A 16,105-nucleotide genomic window follows, 5' to 3' on the forward strand; every position below is an offset into this window, starting at 1 on the left:
CCGCCGTCCCCAAAAAATTCGTCGCCGGGTTTGTTCCACTGTTGCCGGTTAGACTCCAGGCGTTCCCGCTCACCAGAGAGCTGGCCGAGCGGGTCCGAACTATGCCAGTACTTGTTACGACAAGCAATTCGTTGAGTGTAGGATCGCTCTGAAGTCCTTGTATTCGAAGGGGATCAGCGGTAGCGCTGATGTGGAGTCGATGCGTCGGGGTCGTGGTCCCGAGACCTACATTCCCGCTCGTTCGGTCAATCGTCACGGCCTGCGTCCAGTTCGTCCCATCCGCAGAGACCCGGATGCTAAAGTCCTCAGTCCCGCTGACGAGCCCAAGCTCCGCCCTCCCAGAAAAGGCCGTCTGGAAGACGAGGGTGCCGGTGTGAGCAGTGGTGTTTCTGGAGACGTAAAGCCGGAAATCACTAGCAGAGGAGAAGAGAGCACTCGTACCGCTAACCTGCAGCGTGTGTGTTGGGGAAGCGACACCGACACTGAGCTGGTTTGCAACGTAGGCCGATCCCTCTACATGCAGTGCTTGCGCTGGAGCGAGAGTCCCGATGCCTACACGGCCTGTGGGAGTGATGACCATCCGCGGCTGATGGACCACCGATTGATTTGCAGCCGTAGCGGCATTTAGGGGCAACTCAAAGCGCATAACCCCAGAGGTCTGGTCTACGGAAATATTCCCCGTCCACCCAGCTACAAGGGAGCGCCACTGCGTCGTAGTGTAGTACGCATTGAAGCCAATCGTGGGCCACCCAGACATGATGCTGACCCCGCTGCTCCCTTTTCCAAACACCGCTTCCACCGCACCGCTTGGGGCCAGAGTCTGGGTCTCCAGCCGTGCGTTGAGGCTGGGAGCTGCTCCTATTCCTACCTGGCCGGTGGCGGTGATCCACACCCGCTCCACCCCATCCGTCCGAATGATCAGGGGCTGGGCGTTCTGAGTACCCAGCCATTGAGTCGCAGGGTTCGTGACCGTGTTCCCCCCCAATGCCCAGAAGAGGCCTCCGCCAGAGACATTGCTCAACAATGGGACCCATGTTGTGCCGGTATAGTAGTAGAAACCGGGGTTGTTGTCGGTCTGGTAGATGATGAGTCCCGTTGCTGGCGAGAGAATCGCATCGCGTTGCGCTTGAGTCATCCGGGGGATGAGGAGACCTTTGGTCGTGCTCTCCAGGTGGAGCAGTGCCGATGGATGTGGGGTATTCGTCCCAATTCCTACGTTTTGCTGCGCTAGTACCACTTCTCCCATGCAGAATGCGATTACAGCCGTCGCAAACCACCACATGGGCCGTCCTGTCCTTGGAGCCACATACCGCAGCTAGACTACAAACTTAGCAGCTCTCGTTAGAGGGGTGCATCGGTAAAACTACGGAGTCCCTCCATCGAATTCTGGAGCCCTTCCCTTGAGTATCGGCTGCAACCAGTCAGAACTGTACGGAGCATACTTCTGCAGAGCATGGAGGAGGGCACGGAAGTCCTTCGGCAGCGGGGCTTCCAGCCGCAGGAAAGCGCCCGTACGGGGGTGTTCAAACCCTAACGCGGAAGCGTGGAGGGGAACACGCCTCAGGAGAGGGAGCTCTACCTCATCGGCAGCCAGCTTGTAGCGGCGCTTAATGCTGGAGAGGAAGAAGGCAGCCGCACCCCCATACTCCGGATCTACTAACAGAGGGTGGCCAATCGCCGCGCAGTGGACCCGTACCTGGTGCATCCGACCAGTGGTGAGAGAGCACTCCACATAGGTGGCAATCCGGAACCGCTGGAGGACCTGAATCCGTGTTCGCGCCTCTTTCCCGCGAGCCGAAGGGATCATCCGCCCAGGACGTCGGGGGTCAGGCAAGAGGGGAAAATCCACCTCCAGCTCGTCTTTCTCCAAAATGCCGCTGAGGACAGCGTGGTAGCACTTCTCTACCCGCCGATACTCGAACTGTCGGCACAGTGCCCGATGGGCTTCCGCCGTACGGGCAAAGAGCATGACACCGCTGGTATCCTTATCCAAGCGATGCACAACGTAGACCTGCCCGAAGCGCCTCTCTAACGCGCCCCGGACCGTTGGCAGGTCCTTACGGAAGCGGTCCGGGATGCTCAGCATTCCAGGGGGCTTGTTCACCACGATGATGTCCTCATCGCTGTAGAGGACCGTGACTGCAGATGGCTTCACCGCCTCCATACCTCACCGGTAGCCGCTCGGTAAGTGTTCCACAAGAGCATTGCAATCGTCATCGGACCAACCCCGCCGGGTACTGGCGTAATTGCCGCGGCTTTAGGAAAGACCTCCTCGAACCGAACATCCCCGACGAGCCGCTCCTTGCCGGAGGCAGGGTCTACGATGCGGTTGATGCCAACATCAATGACGACAACCCCTTCCTTGACGTGCTCCGCGCCAATCGCGCCAGCAACACCCATTGCTACGATGAGCACATCGGCTTGGCGCGTGTACTGCGCCAGATCGCGTGCACCCGTGTGGCAGACCGTCACGATTGCATTTGCATCCGGCGTCTTCTGCATGAGCAGGTTCGCCACTGGCTTGCCGACGATGTTGCTACGCCCAACGACAACCACGTGCTTGCCCGAGAGCGGACCGACGTATCGCCGCAGCAGCTCCAAAATTCCAGCGGGCGTGCAGGGCACAAAACAAGGCAGGCCGAGTACCAGCCGTCCGACGTTTTCCGGATGGAAGCCGTCAACGTCCTTCCACGGGACAATACGGAGCAGCACTTCCTGCTCCTCAATCTGCTTCGGCAGCGGCAATTGTACCAGAATCCCGTGGATGTCCTCTCGCTCGTTCCAACGCGCAATGTAGTCGAACACGACCTGCTGTGGGGTGTCTGCCGGCAGATGCTCCACAATGGAAAGGAACCCCACCTCCTGGCACGCCTTCGCCTTCGAACGCACGTAGACCTGCGAGGCGGGGTTATCCCCGACCAGGAGCAAGGCCAAACCCGGCCGAATACCGCGCTCCTGCCACAGTTGCTCCACCTTCTGCCGCAACTGCGCCCGAAGTTCTGCCGCTACAGCCCGACCATCAATGAGCGTTGCCATAAGCCGGTAGCTCCTGTCCTTCTACTTGCTCACCCTCCCTCCCCTGGAGGCACTGCCACAGGTGCCGCAACTGCGCCATGAGAGCCACGTTGTGGACACGGACAATCGAAACACCGCTGTCCAGCAAGAGCGCATGGAGTAATGCTGTGGCGCAGTCACGCTGCCGGGGATCCTCTATCCCCAGCGTCTTGCCAAGGAACGACTTCCGAGAAATTCCCAACAGCATCGGCACCCCAAGACTGAGGAACTCCCGATGTCGCCGTAGAAGCTCCCAGTTGTGCTCCACTGTCTTCCCGAACCCGATTCCCACGTCGGCGATGATGCGCCGCACTCCCAGAGCCCGAGCGTGTGCAATCCGCTCCTGCAGGAAGGCCTTGACTTCGGCAACAACATCGCCATACTGCGGATTCTCCTGCATGGTCCGCGGAGTCCCCTGCATGTGCATGAGCACCAACGGGACGTCGTGCTCGGCAGCCAGCTCGCCAATCCGAGGATCGAAGCGCAGAGCGCTGATGTCGTTGAGCATCGTGGCCCCAACAGCGAGGGCCGCCGCCGCTACTTCGTACTTCGTCGTGTCAATCGAAATCGGAATTTCGCGCTGGTATCGCCGAATGCCTTCTACAACCGGGATAACACGCCGCAGCTCCTCCTCAACTGGCACCGGCTCAGCCCCGGGACGAGTGCTCTCGCCCCCAATGTCCAGGATATCGGCCCCCTCCTCTACGAGCCGCAGCGCGTGCTCGATAGCAGCCTGAGGCTCGACGTAGAGGCCACCGTCGGAGAAGGAGTCCGGCGTGACGTTCACTACGCCCATAATCTGCGGAAACTGCCGTGCCATGGCCTACCTCCGATGTCACGCAAGCCTTCCAGACCGTACTGTGACGATTTCAGACTGCTTCGGCAGTCCAAACTCCCTGTAGTAGCTCTCGGCCCTTCCGACTAGGCGATCCGAGTCTCAACCCCGGCGAATCAACACCCCAAAGAGCCGCCAGAACGCGACCTGCTGATAGGTGCCTCACCGCTACTGTCCTTTGCGGACCTCTCGTACCTGCACCGACTCAATCACCACCGGCGTCTTCGGGGTACCGTCCTCGGGCCCAAAAGGACCGGGATCTATGGGAACCGCGGCGATCTTCCGCACCACGTCCATCCCCTCCAGCACACGCCCAAAGATGGTGTATGCCTTCGGGAGGTTGACGGCTCGCTCTAGGCAGATGAAGAACTGGCTTGTGTTCGTGTTGGGACCGCGATTGGCCATCGCAACGGTGCCGAGCTGATACCCGAGGCGGTAGCTGGGGGTTTCCGGATTGAGCTCGTCCTCGAATTCGCCGCCATAGATGCTCGTCCCGCCCGTTCCCCAGCGGGCTCGCTGCTTAGGGTCCTTCGTCAGCGGGTCCCCTGCCTGGATGACGAAGTTGCGGGCCACGCGGTGGAAGAGCACTCCGTCGTAGTAGCCACGGCGCGACAGCTCCACGAAGTTGCGCACGGTCTTCGGAGCATCTTCGCCGTAGAGCCCCAGCGTAATCTCACCGAGCGAGGTCCGCAGCACGGCAATGTGCGTGATGACAGGGGTATCCGCCCGCTGTGGCGCTGGCGTTACAGCCGCAGAAGGCGATGTCGCCGCTGGAGTGTCGCCACGATTGTACGACTGCTGCATCTGCGCCCGTTGGCACCCAAGGAGCACAACCATCCACACGAGAACACTCCACCATCCCATCTGCATGCCCTTCGCTCACTGGTGTGACAAACTGTAGAAGCCAATAGCGCCCGCAAGCGCCAGCCTGTAGACGATGAAGGCCCATAGTGTGTGCGTCCGTAGGTAGCGGAGTAGGAACGCAATTGCGACATAGCTGCTCAGGAAAGCCGCACCGAAGCTGGCTCCGAGCGCCTGCCACGAACCCAGCACCCCAGGAGCTGAAACGAGCATGTTGAACTCCAGCAGCCCGCTGGCGGCAATCGCCGGGATGCTGAGGAGGAACGAGAAGCGGGCAGCTTCGTGCCGAGCCATCCCGACGAGCATAGCAGCCGCAATCGTCGAGCCAGAGCGAGAGCTCCCCGGCACGAGCGCTAGCGCCTGGGCTGTCCCGATGATCAGCGCTTCCCACCAGCGGAGCTGCCCTATTCCCCGTTGTCCGCGTCCATTCCACTCAGCCAGCGCCATGAGTCCAGAGACGGCCACCAATGCCCCGGCAATGAGCAGTGGCTCCTTCGTTAGCGGACTCTCTATGAGCGGTTTCAACCCAAGGCCAAGCACTCCGATCGGGACACTGCCAATCGCTATGCACGTCAACAAGCGCCGTCCGCATCCACGCTCTGAGCCCGTCCCTAGTGCCTTCACGATCGTCAGCATATCAGCCCGGAAGTACCACGCAACCGCCGCCAGGCTCCCGAGTTGGATCGTTGCCAAGAATGCCGTCCATTGCTGTGCCATTGCCTGCGGCTCCGTTCCAAAGAGCATCCCCGCCAGCGTGACGTGCGCCGTACTGCTAATCGGCAGAAACTCCGTCACCCCCTGCACAACCCCGATTACGACGGCTTCCCAGAAACCCATGCCGAACTACTCTCGTCCATGAGCCGCAAAGATACCGACAACCCCTGCCCCCTGCTGGCCCACCCACCGAGCTATGCTCCCGCAGGCCGCCTCCGTGAGCTCACCCCACGCCAAACAGAGCCTATGCCCGCCCTCTAGCGTCCGCTCTACGAGTCCTAAGCGGCTGAAGCAGGACCAAAGGAAGAGCAATCGCGGCACCACCATCTGTCCTAGCAGAATTCCCTCCGTGCCGGGGCAGCTGGAAGAGCTTTGTGTAAGTTTGCCCTTTCGCTGGGTGTGTTGCAGTGCTGTGTTTCGCAGTTCCATGGGCTACCCGTTCGCAGAGATTGAGCCGAAGTGGCAGCGGTGGTGGGAAGAACAGGGCCTCTACCGTGTTGAGGAGCGCCCTGAGTTGCCGAAGTTCTACGTGCTGGACATGTTCCCCTACCCCAGTGCCGCTGGGCTTCACATAGGGCATCCCGAAGGCTACACAGCAACCGATATCGTGGCCCGCTACAAGCGCATGTGCGGCTACAATGTCCTCCACCCAATTGGATTCGATGCCTTCGGGCTCCCGACCGAGCGGTACTCCATGCAGACAGGGATTCCGCCGCAGGTAGCCACCGAGCAGAACGTAGCCAACTTCCGCCGCCAGCTGAAGATGCTGGGCTTCAGCTACGACTGGTCACGCGAGATCATCACCACCGATCCGCGGTACTACAAGTGGACGCAGTGGATGTTCACGCTCATCTACAACTCCTGGTACGACCCCGAGCAGCAGCGTGCCCGTCCAATTAGCGAACTCCCACTCCCTGAAGGACTCCGCGATCCCTTAGAGATCCAGGCCTACCAGGACCAATTCCGGCTGGCCTACCTTGCAACGATGCCTGTCAACTGGTGTCCGGAGCTCGGCACCGTCCTGGCAAATGAGGAGGTGGATGAATGGCGCGAGAAGGGGTATACGGTCGAGCGTCGTTCCCTACAGCAATGGATGCTGCGGATTACGGCCTACGCTGAACGACTCCTCCAAGACCTGGAGCTCCTGAAGTGGCCAGAGTCTACCATCGAGATGCAGCGGAACTGGATTGGCAAGAGCCTCGGAGCCGAGATCTTCTTTCCCGTCGTCGGACAGCCAGGACTCCAAATCCGCATCTTCACCACGCGCCCAGATACGCTCTTTGGCGCCACGTTCCTGATCCTTGCCCCCGAGCATCCGCTCGTGGAGAGCCTTACCACTCCCGAACAACGCCCATTCGTCGTCGAGTACCAACAGCAGGTAGCACGCCAGTTAGAGTCGGAGCGCCTCCAAGAGCGTCCTAAGACGGGCGTCTTCACCGGTGCCTATGCCCTTCACCCAGCCACAGGGGCACAGCTACCGATCTGGATTGCCGATTACGTCCTGCCTCACTACGGCAGCGGCGCCATCATGGCAGTACCGGGGCACGACGAGCGCGACCACGCCTTCGCCCGTACTTTCGGACTCCCCATCCGACAGGTCGTCAGACCGGCCGACGGAAGCCCCTGGGACATTACGGAAGCCGCCTTCACTGACGACGGGGTTGCCGTGAACTCCTCCGCCGAAGGCATCTCCCTGGATGGACTACCAACCCCAGAAGCCAAAGAGCGGATCATCCAGTGGCTGGAAGCCTCTGGACACGGACGCCGCGCCGTCACGTACAAGCTCCGCGATTGGCTATTTTCCCGCCAGCGGTACTGGGGCGAGCCGATCCCAATCCTCTACTATGATGACGGAACCCGCCGCGCCTTAGACTTGGACGAACTCCCGCTCCTCCTACCCGAGCGAGTCTCCTTCATGCCTACGGGCAAACCCGAATCCCCGCTGGCAGCACTCACAGACTGGGTCTACATCCGCGATCCCAAGACAGGCCGGCCTGCCCGGCGCGAAACCAACACAATGCCGCAATGGGCAGGTTCCTGCTGGTACTACCTCCGCTACCTCGATCCCCACAACGACTCCTGGTTCTGCGATCCAGCCAAAGAGCGCTACTGGATGCAGCCCCACGGCGTGGACCTCTACATCGGCGGAGCCGAACACGCTGTCCTCCACCTCCTCTACGCCCGCTTCTGGCACAAGGTACTCTACGACTATGGCTACGTCTCCACTCCAGAGCCCTTCCACCGGCTCTTCCACCAAGGACTCATCCTTGGCGAGGACGGCCGGAAGATGTCCAAATCGCTCGGGAATGTCATCAACCCCGACGACGTCGTCGCTCAGTATGGGGCCGACGCCCTCCGGCTGTTCGAGATGTTCCTGGGACCGCTGGAGGCCACCAAACCCTGGTCAACTAGGGGCATTGAGGGGATTGCCCGCTTCCTGAACCGTGTCTGGCGCCTCTTCGTCGAAGAGGATGGCTCGCTGAGCCCCGCCGTCTGCGACGATCCACTGACGGAGGAACAAGAGTTCCTGCTCCACAGCACCATCAAGAAAGTCCGCGAGGACATCGAGGCCCTGCGCTTCAACACGGCGATAGCTCAGATGATGGTCTTCGTCGGGGAAGTCTCCCACATGCCTCGGCGGCCCCGAGCGTTGCTGGAACCCTTCCTCCTCTGCCTCGCCCCGTTTGCTCCCCACATCGCCGAGGAGCTCTGGCACCGACTCGGGCACACGGATTCCATCGTCATCCAGCGCTTCCCCGACTATGACCCGCAGAAGGCCACCCCACGCCAGGTTGAGATTGTCTTCCAAGTCAACGGCAAGGTGCGGGCGAAGGTCCAGCTTCCCTTCGGCACAGATGAACAGGAACTGCGGCGCTACGCCATGGACCATCCCAACGTGCAGCGGTTCATTGCTGGCCGGAAGGTCCTCCAGACGATTGTAGTCCCGAACCGACTCGTCAACATCGTTGTGGAATGAAGCGATGCAACCGCTGCTCATTGGGGGAATTGCAGGGTTGGCCTCAGGGCTCTTCGGAATCGGAGGCGCCATCATCGCTACGCCATTGCTACGCCTCTCAGGAGTAGAGCCGCTGGTGGCCTTAGCAACCCCGCTTCCTGGAGTCATCCCGACAGCACTTGCCGGTGCCGTAGCATACTGGCGCCATGGCCTTGTTCGGTGGGAGACTGCAGCCTGGATTCTTCTTGGTGGATTGCCGACAACCGTTGTTGGAGCTCTAACCACCCGCATCGTCGGAGGGCAGAGCCTTATGCTCTTGACAGGACTGCTGCTCTGCTTGGTAGGATTGCGCTTCCTCTGGGAATCCCGGGGTATACACCCACTCCCAGAGGCTACAGAGGCCCTTGTTGCCAGCCCGTCTTGGGCCCTCCTCGTCGGGATTGGTGCCATCACTGGGTTCCTGGGAGGACTACTGGCTATCGGAGGTGGGATTATCCTCGTGCCAGCGCTGACCCTACTCCTTGGCTTCCCGTTGAAGCAGGCGCTGGCAACCTCTCTGGTGTGCGTCGCCGGACTGGCTCTGCCGGGAGCACTCGTCCACACATGGTTAGGGCACATCCGAGCAGACGTTCTGCTCCCCTTTCTGGCAGGTAGCATTCCCCTATCGTACCTCGGCGGGAGCTTAGCTGTCCGTCTGCCCTCTCGCCAGCTTCGGCTCCTCTACGGCCTCGCCACAATCGCCTTCGCAGTGTACTTCCTCTGGACGCAGTGGAGGGGGTAGGCCTCGATGCGTATCGTGTTCATGGGTACCCCGCACTTTGCCGTCCCAAGCCTGGAGGCACTCCACCGAGAGTTTGGGGTAGAGCTTGTCATCACAGCACCGGAGAAACCGCAAGGACGTGGGCTACGCTTCCGCCCTTCACCGGTTAAAGAAGCTGCGCTGCGGTTAGGCATACCCGTCTGGGAGCCTGTATCCCTACGGGATCCTGAGTTTGTCCAGCAGTTCCGCGCCGTCGAGCCTGACTTCATCGTTGTTATCGCTTTCCGGATCGTACCACCAGAGGTCTACGGCTGTGCGCGTCGCGCTGCTTTCTGTGTCCACCCAAGCCTCCTACCGAAGCTGCGCGGTGCAGCCCCAATCCATTGGGCCATCATCCGTGGCGAGACAGTCACCGGTGTGACGAGCTTCTTGCTGGAAGCTAGCGTAGATACTGGCCCCATTCTCCTCCAGCGGGAACACCCGATCTCTGACGGCACAACATATGGCGAGCTCCATGACCAGCTCATGCCCATGGCTGCTGAACTCGCCGTAGAAACGCTGCAAGGGCTATTGGCTGAAACTCTCCACCCATGCCCCCAAGACCACTCCCAGGCAACTACTGCACCCAAGTTACGCCCAGAGGATTGCCATCTCCGCTGGGATCGCCCAGCGGAAGAGGTCCGGCGCTGGATCCACGGACTCTCCCCAGAACCTGGCGCATGGGCTCTCTTGGAAGGGCAACGCATTCGAATGCTCCGAGCTCGAACAGTAGAAGCCTCCTTCGGTCCCCCTGGAACCTTCCGGATGACCGAAGATCGCTTCCTCATCGCTTGTGCTGAAGGCTCTGTAGAGATCTTGGAACTTCAGCGCGAAGGGCGCCGAGTAATGCCTGCAGAGGCCTTCCTCCGAGGCTGGCGAGGAGGGCGTGAGGGCAAGCTACTGTAAATTGGGAAAGGCCGTACCACTCTGCTACTCTGCCCTATGGCATGGTTCCTTCGAAAGAAGCCGAACATTGAGGAGACCCAACAGCGCGAGCTGCCCGAAGGCCTATGGGCGAAATGCCCACGCTGCAACGCCATCCTCTACAAGAAGCAACTCGAGGAGCACCTCTATACGTGTCCGTCGTGTAGCTACCACTTCCGCATCGGCAGCCGCCAGTACATCGCCTTCCTGTTGGATGATGGGAGCTTCCAAGAGACTCACGTGGAGCTGCGTTCCGTTGATCCCCTGCAGTTCGTGGACACTAAGCCGTATGCCAAGCGTCTGGAGGACGCCTACCGCACCACCGGTCTCAACGAAGCCATCACGACAGGGTTCGCTCGACTTGTCGGACGCCCGCTCGTCTTTGGCTGTATGAACTTCTCCTTCATCGGAGGCAGTATGGGCTCGGTGGTCGGAGAGAAGTTCCGCCGAGCCGTCCATGACGCTATAGAACAGCGCCTGCCAATGGTAGTCATCTGCGCCTCTGGCGGAGCGCGTATGCAAGAAGGAGCTCTCTCCCTGATGCAGATGGCAAAGACAGCAGCTGCTCTGACGCAGCTTGCAGAGGCTCGTCTGCCCTACATCACCGTGCTGACCGACCCGACAACCGGAGGCGTTACTGCCTCCTTTGCAATGCTCGGGGACATCATCCTGGCAGAGCCTGGTGCCCTCATCGGCTTCGCCGGACCTCGGGTTATAGAGCAAGCCACGAAACGGAAACTGCCCGAGGGGTTCCAGACAGCTGAGTTCTTGTTAGAGCACGGCTTCGTGGACCGCGTCGTCCACCGCAAGGAGCTGCGGCCTGTGCTTGCACAGCTGTTGGAGCTTCTCTGCTGAGCCATGCAGACTGTGGTCCTCGTTGGCTTCCCTATGGACTTGGGCGCTGGCCGGCGAGGAGTTGACATGGGGCCCTCGGCCCTTCGAATCGCTGGCATCGGGGAGTCACTTCGAGAACTGGGCTACCAAGTTTTGGACCATGGCGACGTTTCCATCCGAACCCGGGAAGTCCAGGAGGTATACGACCCCCGGCTGAAGTACCTTCCCGAAATCCAGCGGGCCTGCCGAGAGCTCGCTGAGCGCGTCACTACTGTCTTGGCCGAAGGGGGCTTCCCTCTCCTCCTCGGCGGAGACCACTCTATGAGCATCGGCTCCATCGCAGGCGTTGCCCGGTGGTGCCGCCAACAAGGCAAGCGGCTCGGGGTCCTTTGGATCGATGCCCACGGTGACCTCAACACTCCGGAGACAACCCCATCGGGCAATATCCACGGCATGCCATTGGCGATTGCACTCGGCCGCGGAGCCCCGGAGCTGACCCGCCTGCTAGAGCCCCCGCCAATGGTAGAACCTGCAGATGTTGTGCTAGTTGGCGTCCGCTCCTTGGACCCCGGAGAGCGCCAGCTCATCCAAGAGCTTGGCTTACGCATCTACACGATGCAGGACGTAGACCGCCGGGGTATCTACGCAGTCGCTGTAGAGGCGCTCCAGTACCTGCGCAACCGGATAGACCACCTCCACGTCAGCTTCGATGTTGACGTCCTCGACCCTTCGGTTGCCCGCGGCGTTGGGACTCCTGTCCCTGGTGGGCTTAGCTACCGCGAAGCCCACCTGCTGATGGAGACAATCGCGGAGCACGGCGGGGCGCAGTCGCTGGACGTTGTGGAGGTGAACCCCATCCTGGACGACCGCAACATGAGCGCCACCGTGGCTGCAGAGATGGTGGCCTCGCTCATGGGGAAGCGCATCCTCTAAGGCGTCAATGAGAGCATTCACGGCAGGCCTCCTTGCAGGATGGGCTGCTGCCTCCCTCTTGGCACATCCCACACACCTCAGAGACAACATCACCAGGGCCGACACCCTATGGATAGAGCTCAGCGCCGATGTTGGCATTGCCATAGCCTGGGACGGACGTGAAGCCCTACAGCAGTACCGAGCCTTGACCCAAGCAGAAGGCTCCCCCGTTGCTTTCCCCCCGAGTGAGCTGTTTAGCCTTAGCTTCCGCATCCCCATAGACTCCCTCTGGCGACTTCGGCTCACTGCTGGCTCTACCCAGCTCCTGGCCGACCACACTTACCGGCAGTGGCTAGAAGAGGAGTATCGTCGGGGCGAGCGTGTGGTCCGCGCACTCCTACGGTTGCACAGCCTTCCGGTATGGGTAGGACCAGAGTGGCAGCCCATCAGGAGCCAATTCCGGACTTACCTGCATGCGGCCGCCGGGATTGTTGTCTGGCACTTCCTCTGGCAAGAGCACATCACGACCTCGATCCCTGGCGACCCACGCCACGGAGGACTCTACCGCAACCAGCGTCTTCTCCGCCCAAGCGTACGGGTGCTGGCTGGAACAGCTCTCAGCTTCGATGCTGCGGCCCGAGGCTCGCTGCTGGAGGGTATACGAGTGGAGGCAGCTTACTGCTTCCTGCCTCTCCGAGACGCACTTCTGGAGCCAGTTGCGGCCCAATTTCCCGGCTCTACTCTCGAGACCGGTCGGCCACTCCCTCTCAGCGGGAGTACGCTCACCCTCTGTGCCTCCATAGCTTTGCAAATCCCCTTCGTCCTCCGCTGAATGAGTCCCCATCAGGGCCACGCGCACTCTGCACGTGTTCCGCTTAACTTTGTAGGCAAAACCTGCATTGTAGGCTCAACCGCGAACAGCGACGATGCTCCACGTCACACTTACAGCACGCCACTTCAAAGCACCGGAGGAACTCCACGAGACCGTCGAACGTGAGCTGCAGAAGCTGACTCGCTTCTACCCTGCGCTCCTGCGAGCTCACGTCGTACTGGGAGAGGAACGAGGTTTTAAGCACGTGGAAGTTCATCTCAACGCCGACGGGCATGACATCGTCGTCAAGGAAAAAGGCGACTCCTACATTGCTGCCCTCAACCAGGCCGTCGATGTGCTGGTGCGGCAACTGCGCAAACTGAAGACCCGACGGGAAGCTAGGTAGCTCCTACGCGAGGAGTGGCTGGCCAGCGTGATCTCTGCGACAGGAAAGCTTACAAGCAGCGCGGAACGTTCGTGTGCATGTTTGTATGCCCTATCCCTCCCCGATGCCAAAGGACGCTCTTGCTTGTGGCGGTCTACACGGTCAAACTCGCTGCACCGTTCGTCTTCAACCTCAGCGGAGGAGCGGAATGATGGGCGTTCTGCTACCCCTGCTCTGCTCAGCAGTGCTCATCGGGTGTGGACGGCAGGCTGGGACGTTCTCGTTGGAAGGCGTTGACACCACCACCCCTACCCCTGGCGATTGGGTTGTCATCCACATCCTCTCAGACCCTGAGAGCCTCAACCCGCTAACCGCGAATGACGCTACCAGCCACGAAATCTACATCCACATCTTCGAGTCGCTGCTCTTCCAGCACCCTCAGACACTGGAGCTAGAGCCAAACATCGCCGACAGTCTGCCAGCCGTCAGCTCTGATCACCTTACGTACCGCTTCCGGCTGCGTCGAAACGTGCGCTTCTCTGACGGGCGTCCGCTCACCAGTGCCGACGTCCTCTTCACGTTCAAAGCGGTCAAGAACCCCTACGTCGTAGAGGCTGCAGCTCTCCGGAACTACTACGACAACGTCGCCGATGTTGTCACCCCTGATTCCTTCACGGTCATCATCCGCATGCGAGAGCCGTACTTCCTGGCCGAGTACTTCCTGGGTGCATTGCCCATCCTACCCAAGCATGTCTTCGACCCCCAGGGGCTAACGGACCGCTACACGATTGCTGAGACAAACGACACGGCTGCTGCGGCTCGGAACCCTGCTCTACAGGAGTTCGCCTCTTGGTTCCGTGCTCCGGAGCGCTCGCGCAGTCCGCAGTACATCATCGGCAGCGGCCCATACGTGCTCCAAGAGTGGAGGACAACGGAGTACATCCGCCTCCGACGCAACGAGCGGTACTGGAACGGAGACCGCAACCCTTGGGCCCGCCGGTATCCGGCCCAGTTGGTCTACCGCATCATCAGCGAGCGCACCAGTGCCCTCAGCGCCCTGAAGAACGGTGACATCGACTTCATGGGCTACATCCCGCCGAAGCTCTTCGAGGAGATGCTCGACACGACTGCGACACCCTACTTGCGAAAGGTTACCTACGGGCAGACCAGCTACACGTACATCGGCTGGAACCTTCGCCGCCCTTTCTTCTCTGACAAGCGAGTTCGGCAGGCCCTCTCACACTTAGTCAACCGCGAAGCGCTCATCCGCACCATCATGCTTGGATATGCCCGCCCCGTGAACAGCCCAATCTACCCAGGGCGCCCTGAGTACGACACCACGCTGAAGCCCTACGAGTACAATCCCGAACGCGCCCGCCAGCTCTTGGCCGAAGCTGGATGGCGTGACACCGACGGCGATGGCATCCTGGACAAGGTCGTGGACGGCAAACGCATCCCCTTCGAGTTCACCTTCCTCATCAATGCCGGCAACGAGATTCGGGAGAACATCGCTGTGCTCTTGTCCGACGAGCTACGGAAGGTTGGCATCCGCGCCCGAGTCCAGAAGCTGGAGTGGGCAACCTTCCTGCAGCAGGTGCGCTCGCACCAATTCGATGCCACCATCTTAGGCTGGGTCGCCGATCCCATCCCAAGCGACCCGTACCAGATATGGCACTCCTCGCAGGCCTTCAACCGAGGCTCTAACTACGTGGGCTTCATCAACCCGCGGGTTGACGAGCTGCTGGAAAAGAACCGTCGAGAGTTCGACCCGAAGAAGCGGCTGGAGTACATGCGAGAGTTCCAGCGGATTATCCACGAAGAGCAGCCCTACACGTTCTTGTGGTCGCCCGACTATCCAGCAGCTTACCACCGCCGCCTCCAGAACGTGCGCTTCTTCGCTGTGCGGCCCGGCTACTGGGCGAACACGTGGTGGGTCCCTCTACCGCTCCAGCGATACCGCGAAAGCTAATCCCAGACAAGCCCGTCCCACAGCACGCCGGGGAGGGAGCGATGACACGACACCAATTGCAGGAGCTCATCGCTGGTGGCGAATCGCAGACGGTAGAATTCAAGCGGCGCTTCACATCCCCGGAGAAGATCGCCAAAGAGCTGTGCGCCTTTGCCAACACTCAAGGTGGTTACCTGCTCTTTGGGGTGGACGATGACCGGAGCATCGTCGGAGTGGAGAGCGAAAAACAGGAGATTGAGCTCATCAGCCTGGCCTGTTCTTTCTACATCGAGCCGCCACTGAACGCCGAGGTGTGGGTTGTGTCCGTGGATGGCAAGGATATCGTAGTCGTCTATGTCCCTGCCAGCTCTCAGCGCCCCCATCGAGTAGTCCTCCCAGGGCAGCGCCGCGGGCCGGTCTTCATTCGCCATCAGGACCAGTCCGTGCTGGCCACCCGCGAGATGGTGCGCCTTTTAGCCGCTCAACGTCCCGATGCCCCGCCGGTGACCATCACCATCGGGCGGCGGGAGCGGGCGCTCTTCGAGTTCCTGGAGCGGCATGGGAAGATCACGGTAGCAGAGTTTGCCCGGCTGGTCAACATCTCACGCCGCCGCGCTGGACAGATTCTGGTGCGACTCACCCGAGCTGGAGTGCTCCAGATCCACGTTGAAACCAACGGCGACTACTTCACACTCGCTTCCCCCTAACGCGCCTCGTGTGGCGAACGCACTCCTTCCAGCAGCACCCGAAACGGGCTGCGCCGACGGACAGCGACTTCCAGCTCCCGCAACTCCTCTTCCACTGCCGCAGAGAGCTCCTCCAGAGTCGGTCCCGCAAGGCCAGGCCCTAAGCGCCAGCTGCGGCCAAAGCCCGCGTAGAGCTCCGGCCGCACATGCTCCCACAGCAGCGGATATATGCCCACGGTCTGCACCCACAGGGGCACTTCTGCGCGTCGCAACAAGAGCTCCAGACCTCGGGCAAACCGAATCGGGCTGCCGTACGGTACGAGTTCTCCCTGAGGGAACCAGACCACCACAGGCCGTGGCTCCGTTCGCAGCAGCTTGGCCGTATA

The 16,105-nt window shown here is 60.8% G+C and carries 17 protein-coding genes; 9 read left to right on the plus strand and 8 right to left on the minus strand.

The genetic code is table 11. The annotated features are described in order from the left end of the window. The 7 genes from NZ960_07155 to NZ960_07185 all read right to left on the minus strand — a co-directional run. Window positions 1-1,282: hypothetical protein (locus NZ960_07155; GenBank protein ID MCS7177371.1), on the minus strand; the 1,282-nt coding region annotated here is incomplete at its 3' end. Between the two features lie 81 nt (window positions 1,283-1,363). Next, entirely contained in the window at window positions 1,364-2,164 is an 801-nt protein-coding gene (locus NZ960_07160) for an RluA family pseudouridine synthase (protein MCS7177372.1), read from the minus strand. After that, on the minus strand, window positions 2,152-3,036 hold the full coding sequence (gene folD / locus NZ960_07165; GenBank protein MCS7177373.1) for a bifunctional methylenetetrahydrofolate dehydrogenase/methenyltetrahydrofolate cyclohydrolase FolD: 885 nt from the start codon (window positions 3,034-3,036) through the stop codon (window positions 2,152-2,154). The genes NZ960_07160 and folD overlap by 13 nt, the downstream gene beginning before the upstream one ends. Continuing rightward, entirely contained in the window at window positions 3,020-3,874 is an 855-nt protein-coding gene (gene folP / locus NZ960_07170) for a dihydropteroate synthase (protein ID MCS7177374.1), read from the minus strand. Before folP ends, folD begins: the two co-directional genes overlap by 17 nt. Window positions 3,875-4,057: 183 nt before the next feature. Then, window positions 4,058-4,753 carry a peptidylprolyl isomerase gene (locus NZ960_07175; protein MCS7177375.1) on the minus strand — a complete coding sequence of 232 codons (696 nt, stop codon included), beginning with the start codon at window positions 4,751-4,753 and terminating at the stop codon, window positions 4,058-4,060. Between the two features lie 15 nt (window positions 4,754-4,768). Then, window positions 4,769-5,587: an undecaprenyl-diphosphate phosphatase gene (locus NZ960_07180; GenBank protein MCS7177376.1), complete on the minus strand. Its 819-nt coding sequence runs from the start codon at window positions 5,585-5,587 to the stop codon at window positions 4,769-4,771. A gap of 6 nt (window positions 5,588-5,593) precedes the next feature. Then, on the minus strand, window positions 5,594-5,791 hold the full coding sequence (locus NZ960_07185) for a hypothetical protein (GenBank protein MCS7177377.1): 198 nt from the start codon (window positions 5,789-5,791) through the stop codon (window positions 5,594-5,596). A gap of 100 nt (window positions 5,792-5,891) precedes the next feature. On the opposite strand from NZ960_07185, the gene leuS reads away from it, so the two are divergent. The 9 genes from leuS (at window position 5,892) to NZ960_07230 (ending at window position 15,740) form a co-directional block, all read left to right on the plus strand. Next, entirely contained in the window at window positions 5,892-8,441 is a 2,550-nt protein-coding gene (gene leuS / locus NZ960_07190) for a leucine--tRNA ligase (GenBank protein ID MCS7177378.1), read from the plus strand. A 4-nt stretch (window positions 8,442-8,445) separates the two neighbouring features. Beyond that, window positions 8,446-9,201, plus strand: coding sequence for a sulfite exporter TauE/SafE family protein (locus tag NZ960_07195; protein MCS7177379.1), 756 nt, complete (start codon window positions 8,446-8,448; stop codon window positions 9,199-9,201). A gap of 6 nt (window positions 9,202-9,207) precedes the next feature. After that, on the plus strand, window positions 9,208-10,125 hold the full coding sequence (gene fmt / locus NZ960_07200; protein MCS7177380.1) for a methionyl-tRNA formyltransferase: 918 nt from the start codon (window positions 9,208-9,210) through the stop codon (window positions 10,123-10,125). Between the two features lie 36 nt (window positions 10,126-10,161). Then, window positions 10,162-10,998: an acetyl-CoA carboxylase, carboxyltransferase subunit beta gene (gene accD, locus NZ960_07205; protein ID MCS7177381.1), complete on the plus strand. Its 837-nt coding sequence runs from the start codon at window positions 10,162-10,164 to the stop codon at window positions 10,996-10,998. 3 nt (window positions 10,999-11,001) lie between these two features. Next, window positions 11,002-11,910 carry an arginase gene (gene rocF, locus NZ960_07210; protein MCS7177382.1) on the plus strand — a complete coding sequence of 303 codons (909 nt, stop codon included), beginning with the start codon at window positions 11,002-11,004 and terminating at the stop codon, window positions 11,908-11,910. Window positions 11,911-11,917: 7 nt separating this feature from the next. Next, the gene (locus NZ960_07215) at window positions 11,918-12,721 is read left to right on the plus strand and encodes a hypothetical protein (protein ID MCS7177383.1); all 804 of its coding nucleotides are present in this window, start codon (window positions 11,918-11,920) and stop codon (window positions 12,719-12,721) included. Between the two features lie 94 nt (window positions 12,722-12,815). Beyond that, a complete protein-coding gene (raiA, locus tag NZ960_07220; GenBank protein ID MCS7177384.1) occupies window positions 12,816-13,106 on the plus strand; it encodes a ribosome-associated translation inhibitor RaiA in 291 nt (96 codons plus the stop codon). 187 nt (window positions 13,107-13,293) lie between these two features. Continuing rightward, window positions 13,294-15,054 carry a peptide-binding protein gene (locus tag NZ960_07225; GenBank protein ID MCS7177385.1) on the plus strand — a complete coding sequence of 587 codons (1,761 nt, stop codon included), beginning with the start codon at window positions 13,294-13,296 and terminating at the stop codon, window positions 15,052-15,054. Window positions 15,055-15,095: 41 nt separating this feature from the next. After that, window positions 15,096-15,740: a putative DNA binding domain-containing protein gene (locus tag NZ960_07230; GenBank protein ID MCS7177386.1), complete on the plus strand. Its 645-nt coding sequence runs from the start codon at window positions 15,096-15,098 to the stop codon at window positions 15,738-15,740. Here the strand turns inward: NZ960_07230 and NZ960_07235 are convergent. Next, window positions 15,737-16,105, minus strand: a 369-nt coding sequence (locus NZ960_07235) for a hypothetical protein (protein MCS7177387.1), incomplete at its 5' end; no start/stop codon positions are given. The two genes, NZ960_07230 and NZ960_07235, sit on opposite strands and share 4 nt — an antisense overlap.

This window comes from Candidatus Kapaibacterium sp., assembly GCA_025059875.1.
In the GTDB taxonomy this organism is placed as follows: domain Bacteria; phylum Bacteroidota; class Ignavibacteria; order Kapaibacteriales; family HRBIN21; genus HRBIN21.

What these genes read in the sequence shown, in the direction of transcription:
- NZ960_07160 (MCS7177372.1), bottom strand. Translation starts at nt 2,164, where the DNA reads ATGGAGGCGGTGAAGCCATCTGCAGTCACGGTCCTCTACAGCGATGAG.
- folD (MCS7177373.1), bottom strand. Translation starts at nt 3,036, where the DNA reads ATGGCAACGCTCATTGATGGTCGGGCTGTAGCGGCAGAACTTCGGGCG.
- folP (MCS7177374.1), bottom strand. Translation starts at nt 3,874, where the DNA reads ATGGCACGGCAGTTTCCGCAGATTATGGGCGTAGTGAACGTCACGCCG.
- NZ960_07175 (MCS7177375.1), bottom strand. Translation starts at nt 4,753, where the DNA reads ATGGGATGGTGGAGTGTTCTCGTGTGGATGGTTGTGCTCCTTGGGTGC.
- NZ960_07180 (MCS7177376.1), bottom strand. Translation starts at nt 5,587, where the DNA reads ATGGGTTTCTGGGAAGCCGTCGTAATCGGGGTTGTGCAGGGGGTGACG.
- NZ960_07185 (MCS7177377.1), bottom strand. Translation starts at nt 5,791, where the DNA reads ATGGTGGTGCCGCGATTGCTCTTCCTTTGGTCCTGCTTCAGCCGCTTA.
- leuS (MCS7177378.1), top strand. Translation starts at nt 5,892, where the DNA reads ATGGGCTACCCGTTCGCAGAGATTGAGCCGAAGTGGCAGCGGTGGTGG.
- NZ960_07195 (MCS7177379.1), top strand. Translation starts at nt 8,446, where the DNA reads ATGCAACCGCTGCTCATTGGGGGAATTGCAGGGTTGGCCTCAGGGCTC.
- fmt (MCS7177380.1), top strand. Translation starts at nt 9,208, where the DNA reads ATGCGTATCGTGTTCATGGGTACCCCGCACTTTGCCGTCCCAAGCCTG.
- accD (MCS7177381.1), top strand. Translation starts at nt 10,162, where the DNA reads ATGGCATGGTTCCTTCGAAAGAAGCCGAACATTGAGGAGACCCAACAG.
- rocF (MCS7177382.1), top strand. Translation starts at nt 11,002, where the DNA reads ATGCAGACTGTGGTCCTCGTTGGCTTCCCTATGGACTTGGGCGCTGGC.
- NZ960_07215 (MCS7177383.1), top strand. Translation starts at nt 11,918, where the DNA reads ATGAGAGCATTCACGGCAGGCCTCCTTGCAGGATGGGCTGCTGCCTCC.
- raiA (MCS7177384.1), top strand. Translation starts at nt 12,816, where the DNA reads ATGCTCCACGTCACACTTACAGCACGCCACTTCAAAGCACCGGAGGAA.
- NZ960_07225 (MCS7177385.1), top strand. Translation starts at nt 13,294, where the DNA reads ATGATGGGCGTTCTGCTACCCCTGCTCTGCTCAGCAGTGCTCATCGGG.
- NZ960_07230 (MCS7177386.1), top strand. Translation starts at nt 15,096, where the DNA reads ATGACACGACACCAATTGCAGGAGCTCATCGCTGGTGGCGAATCGCAG.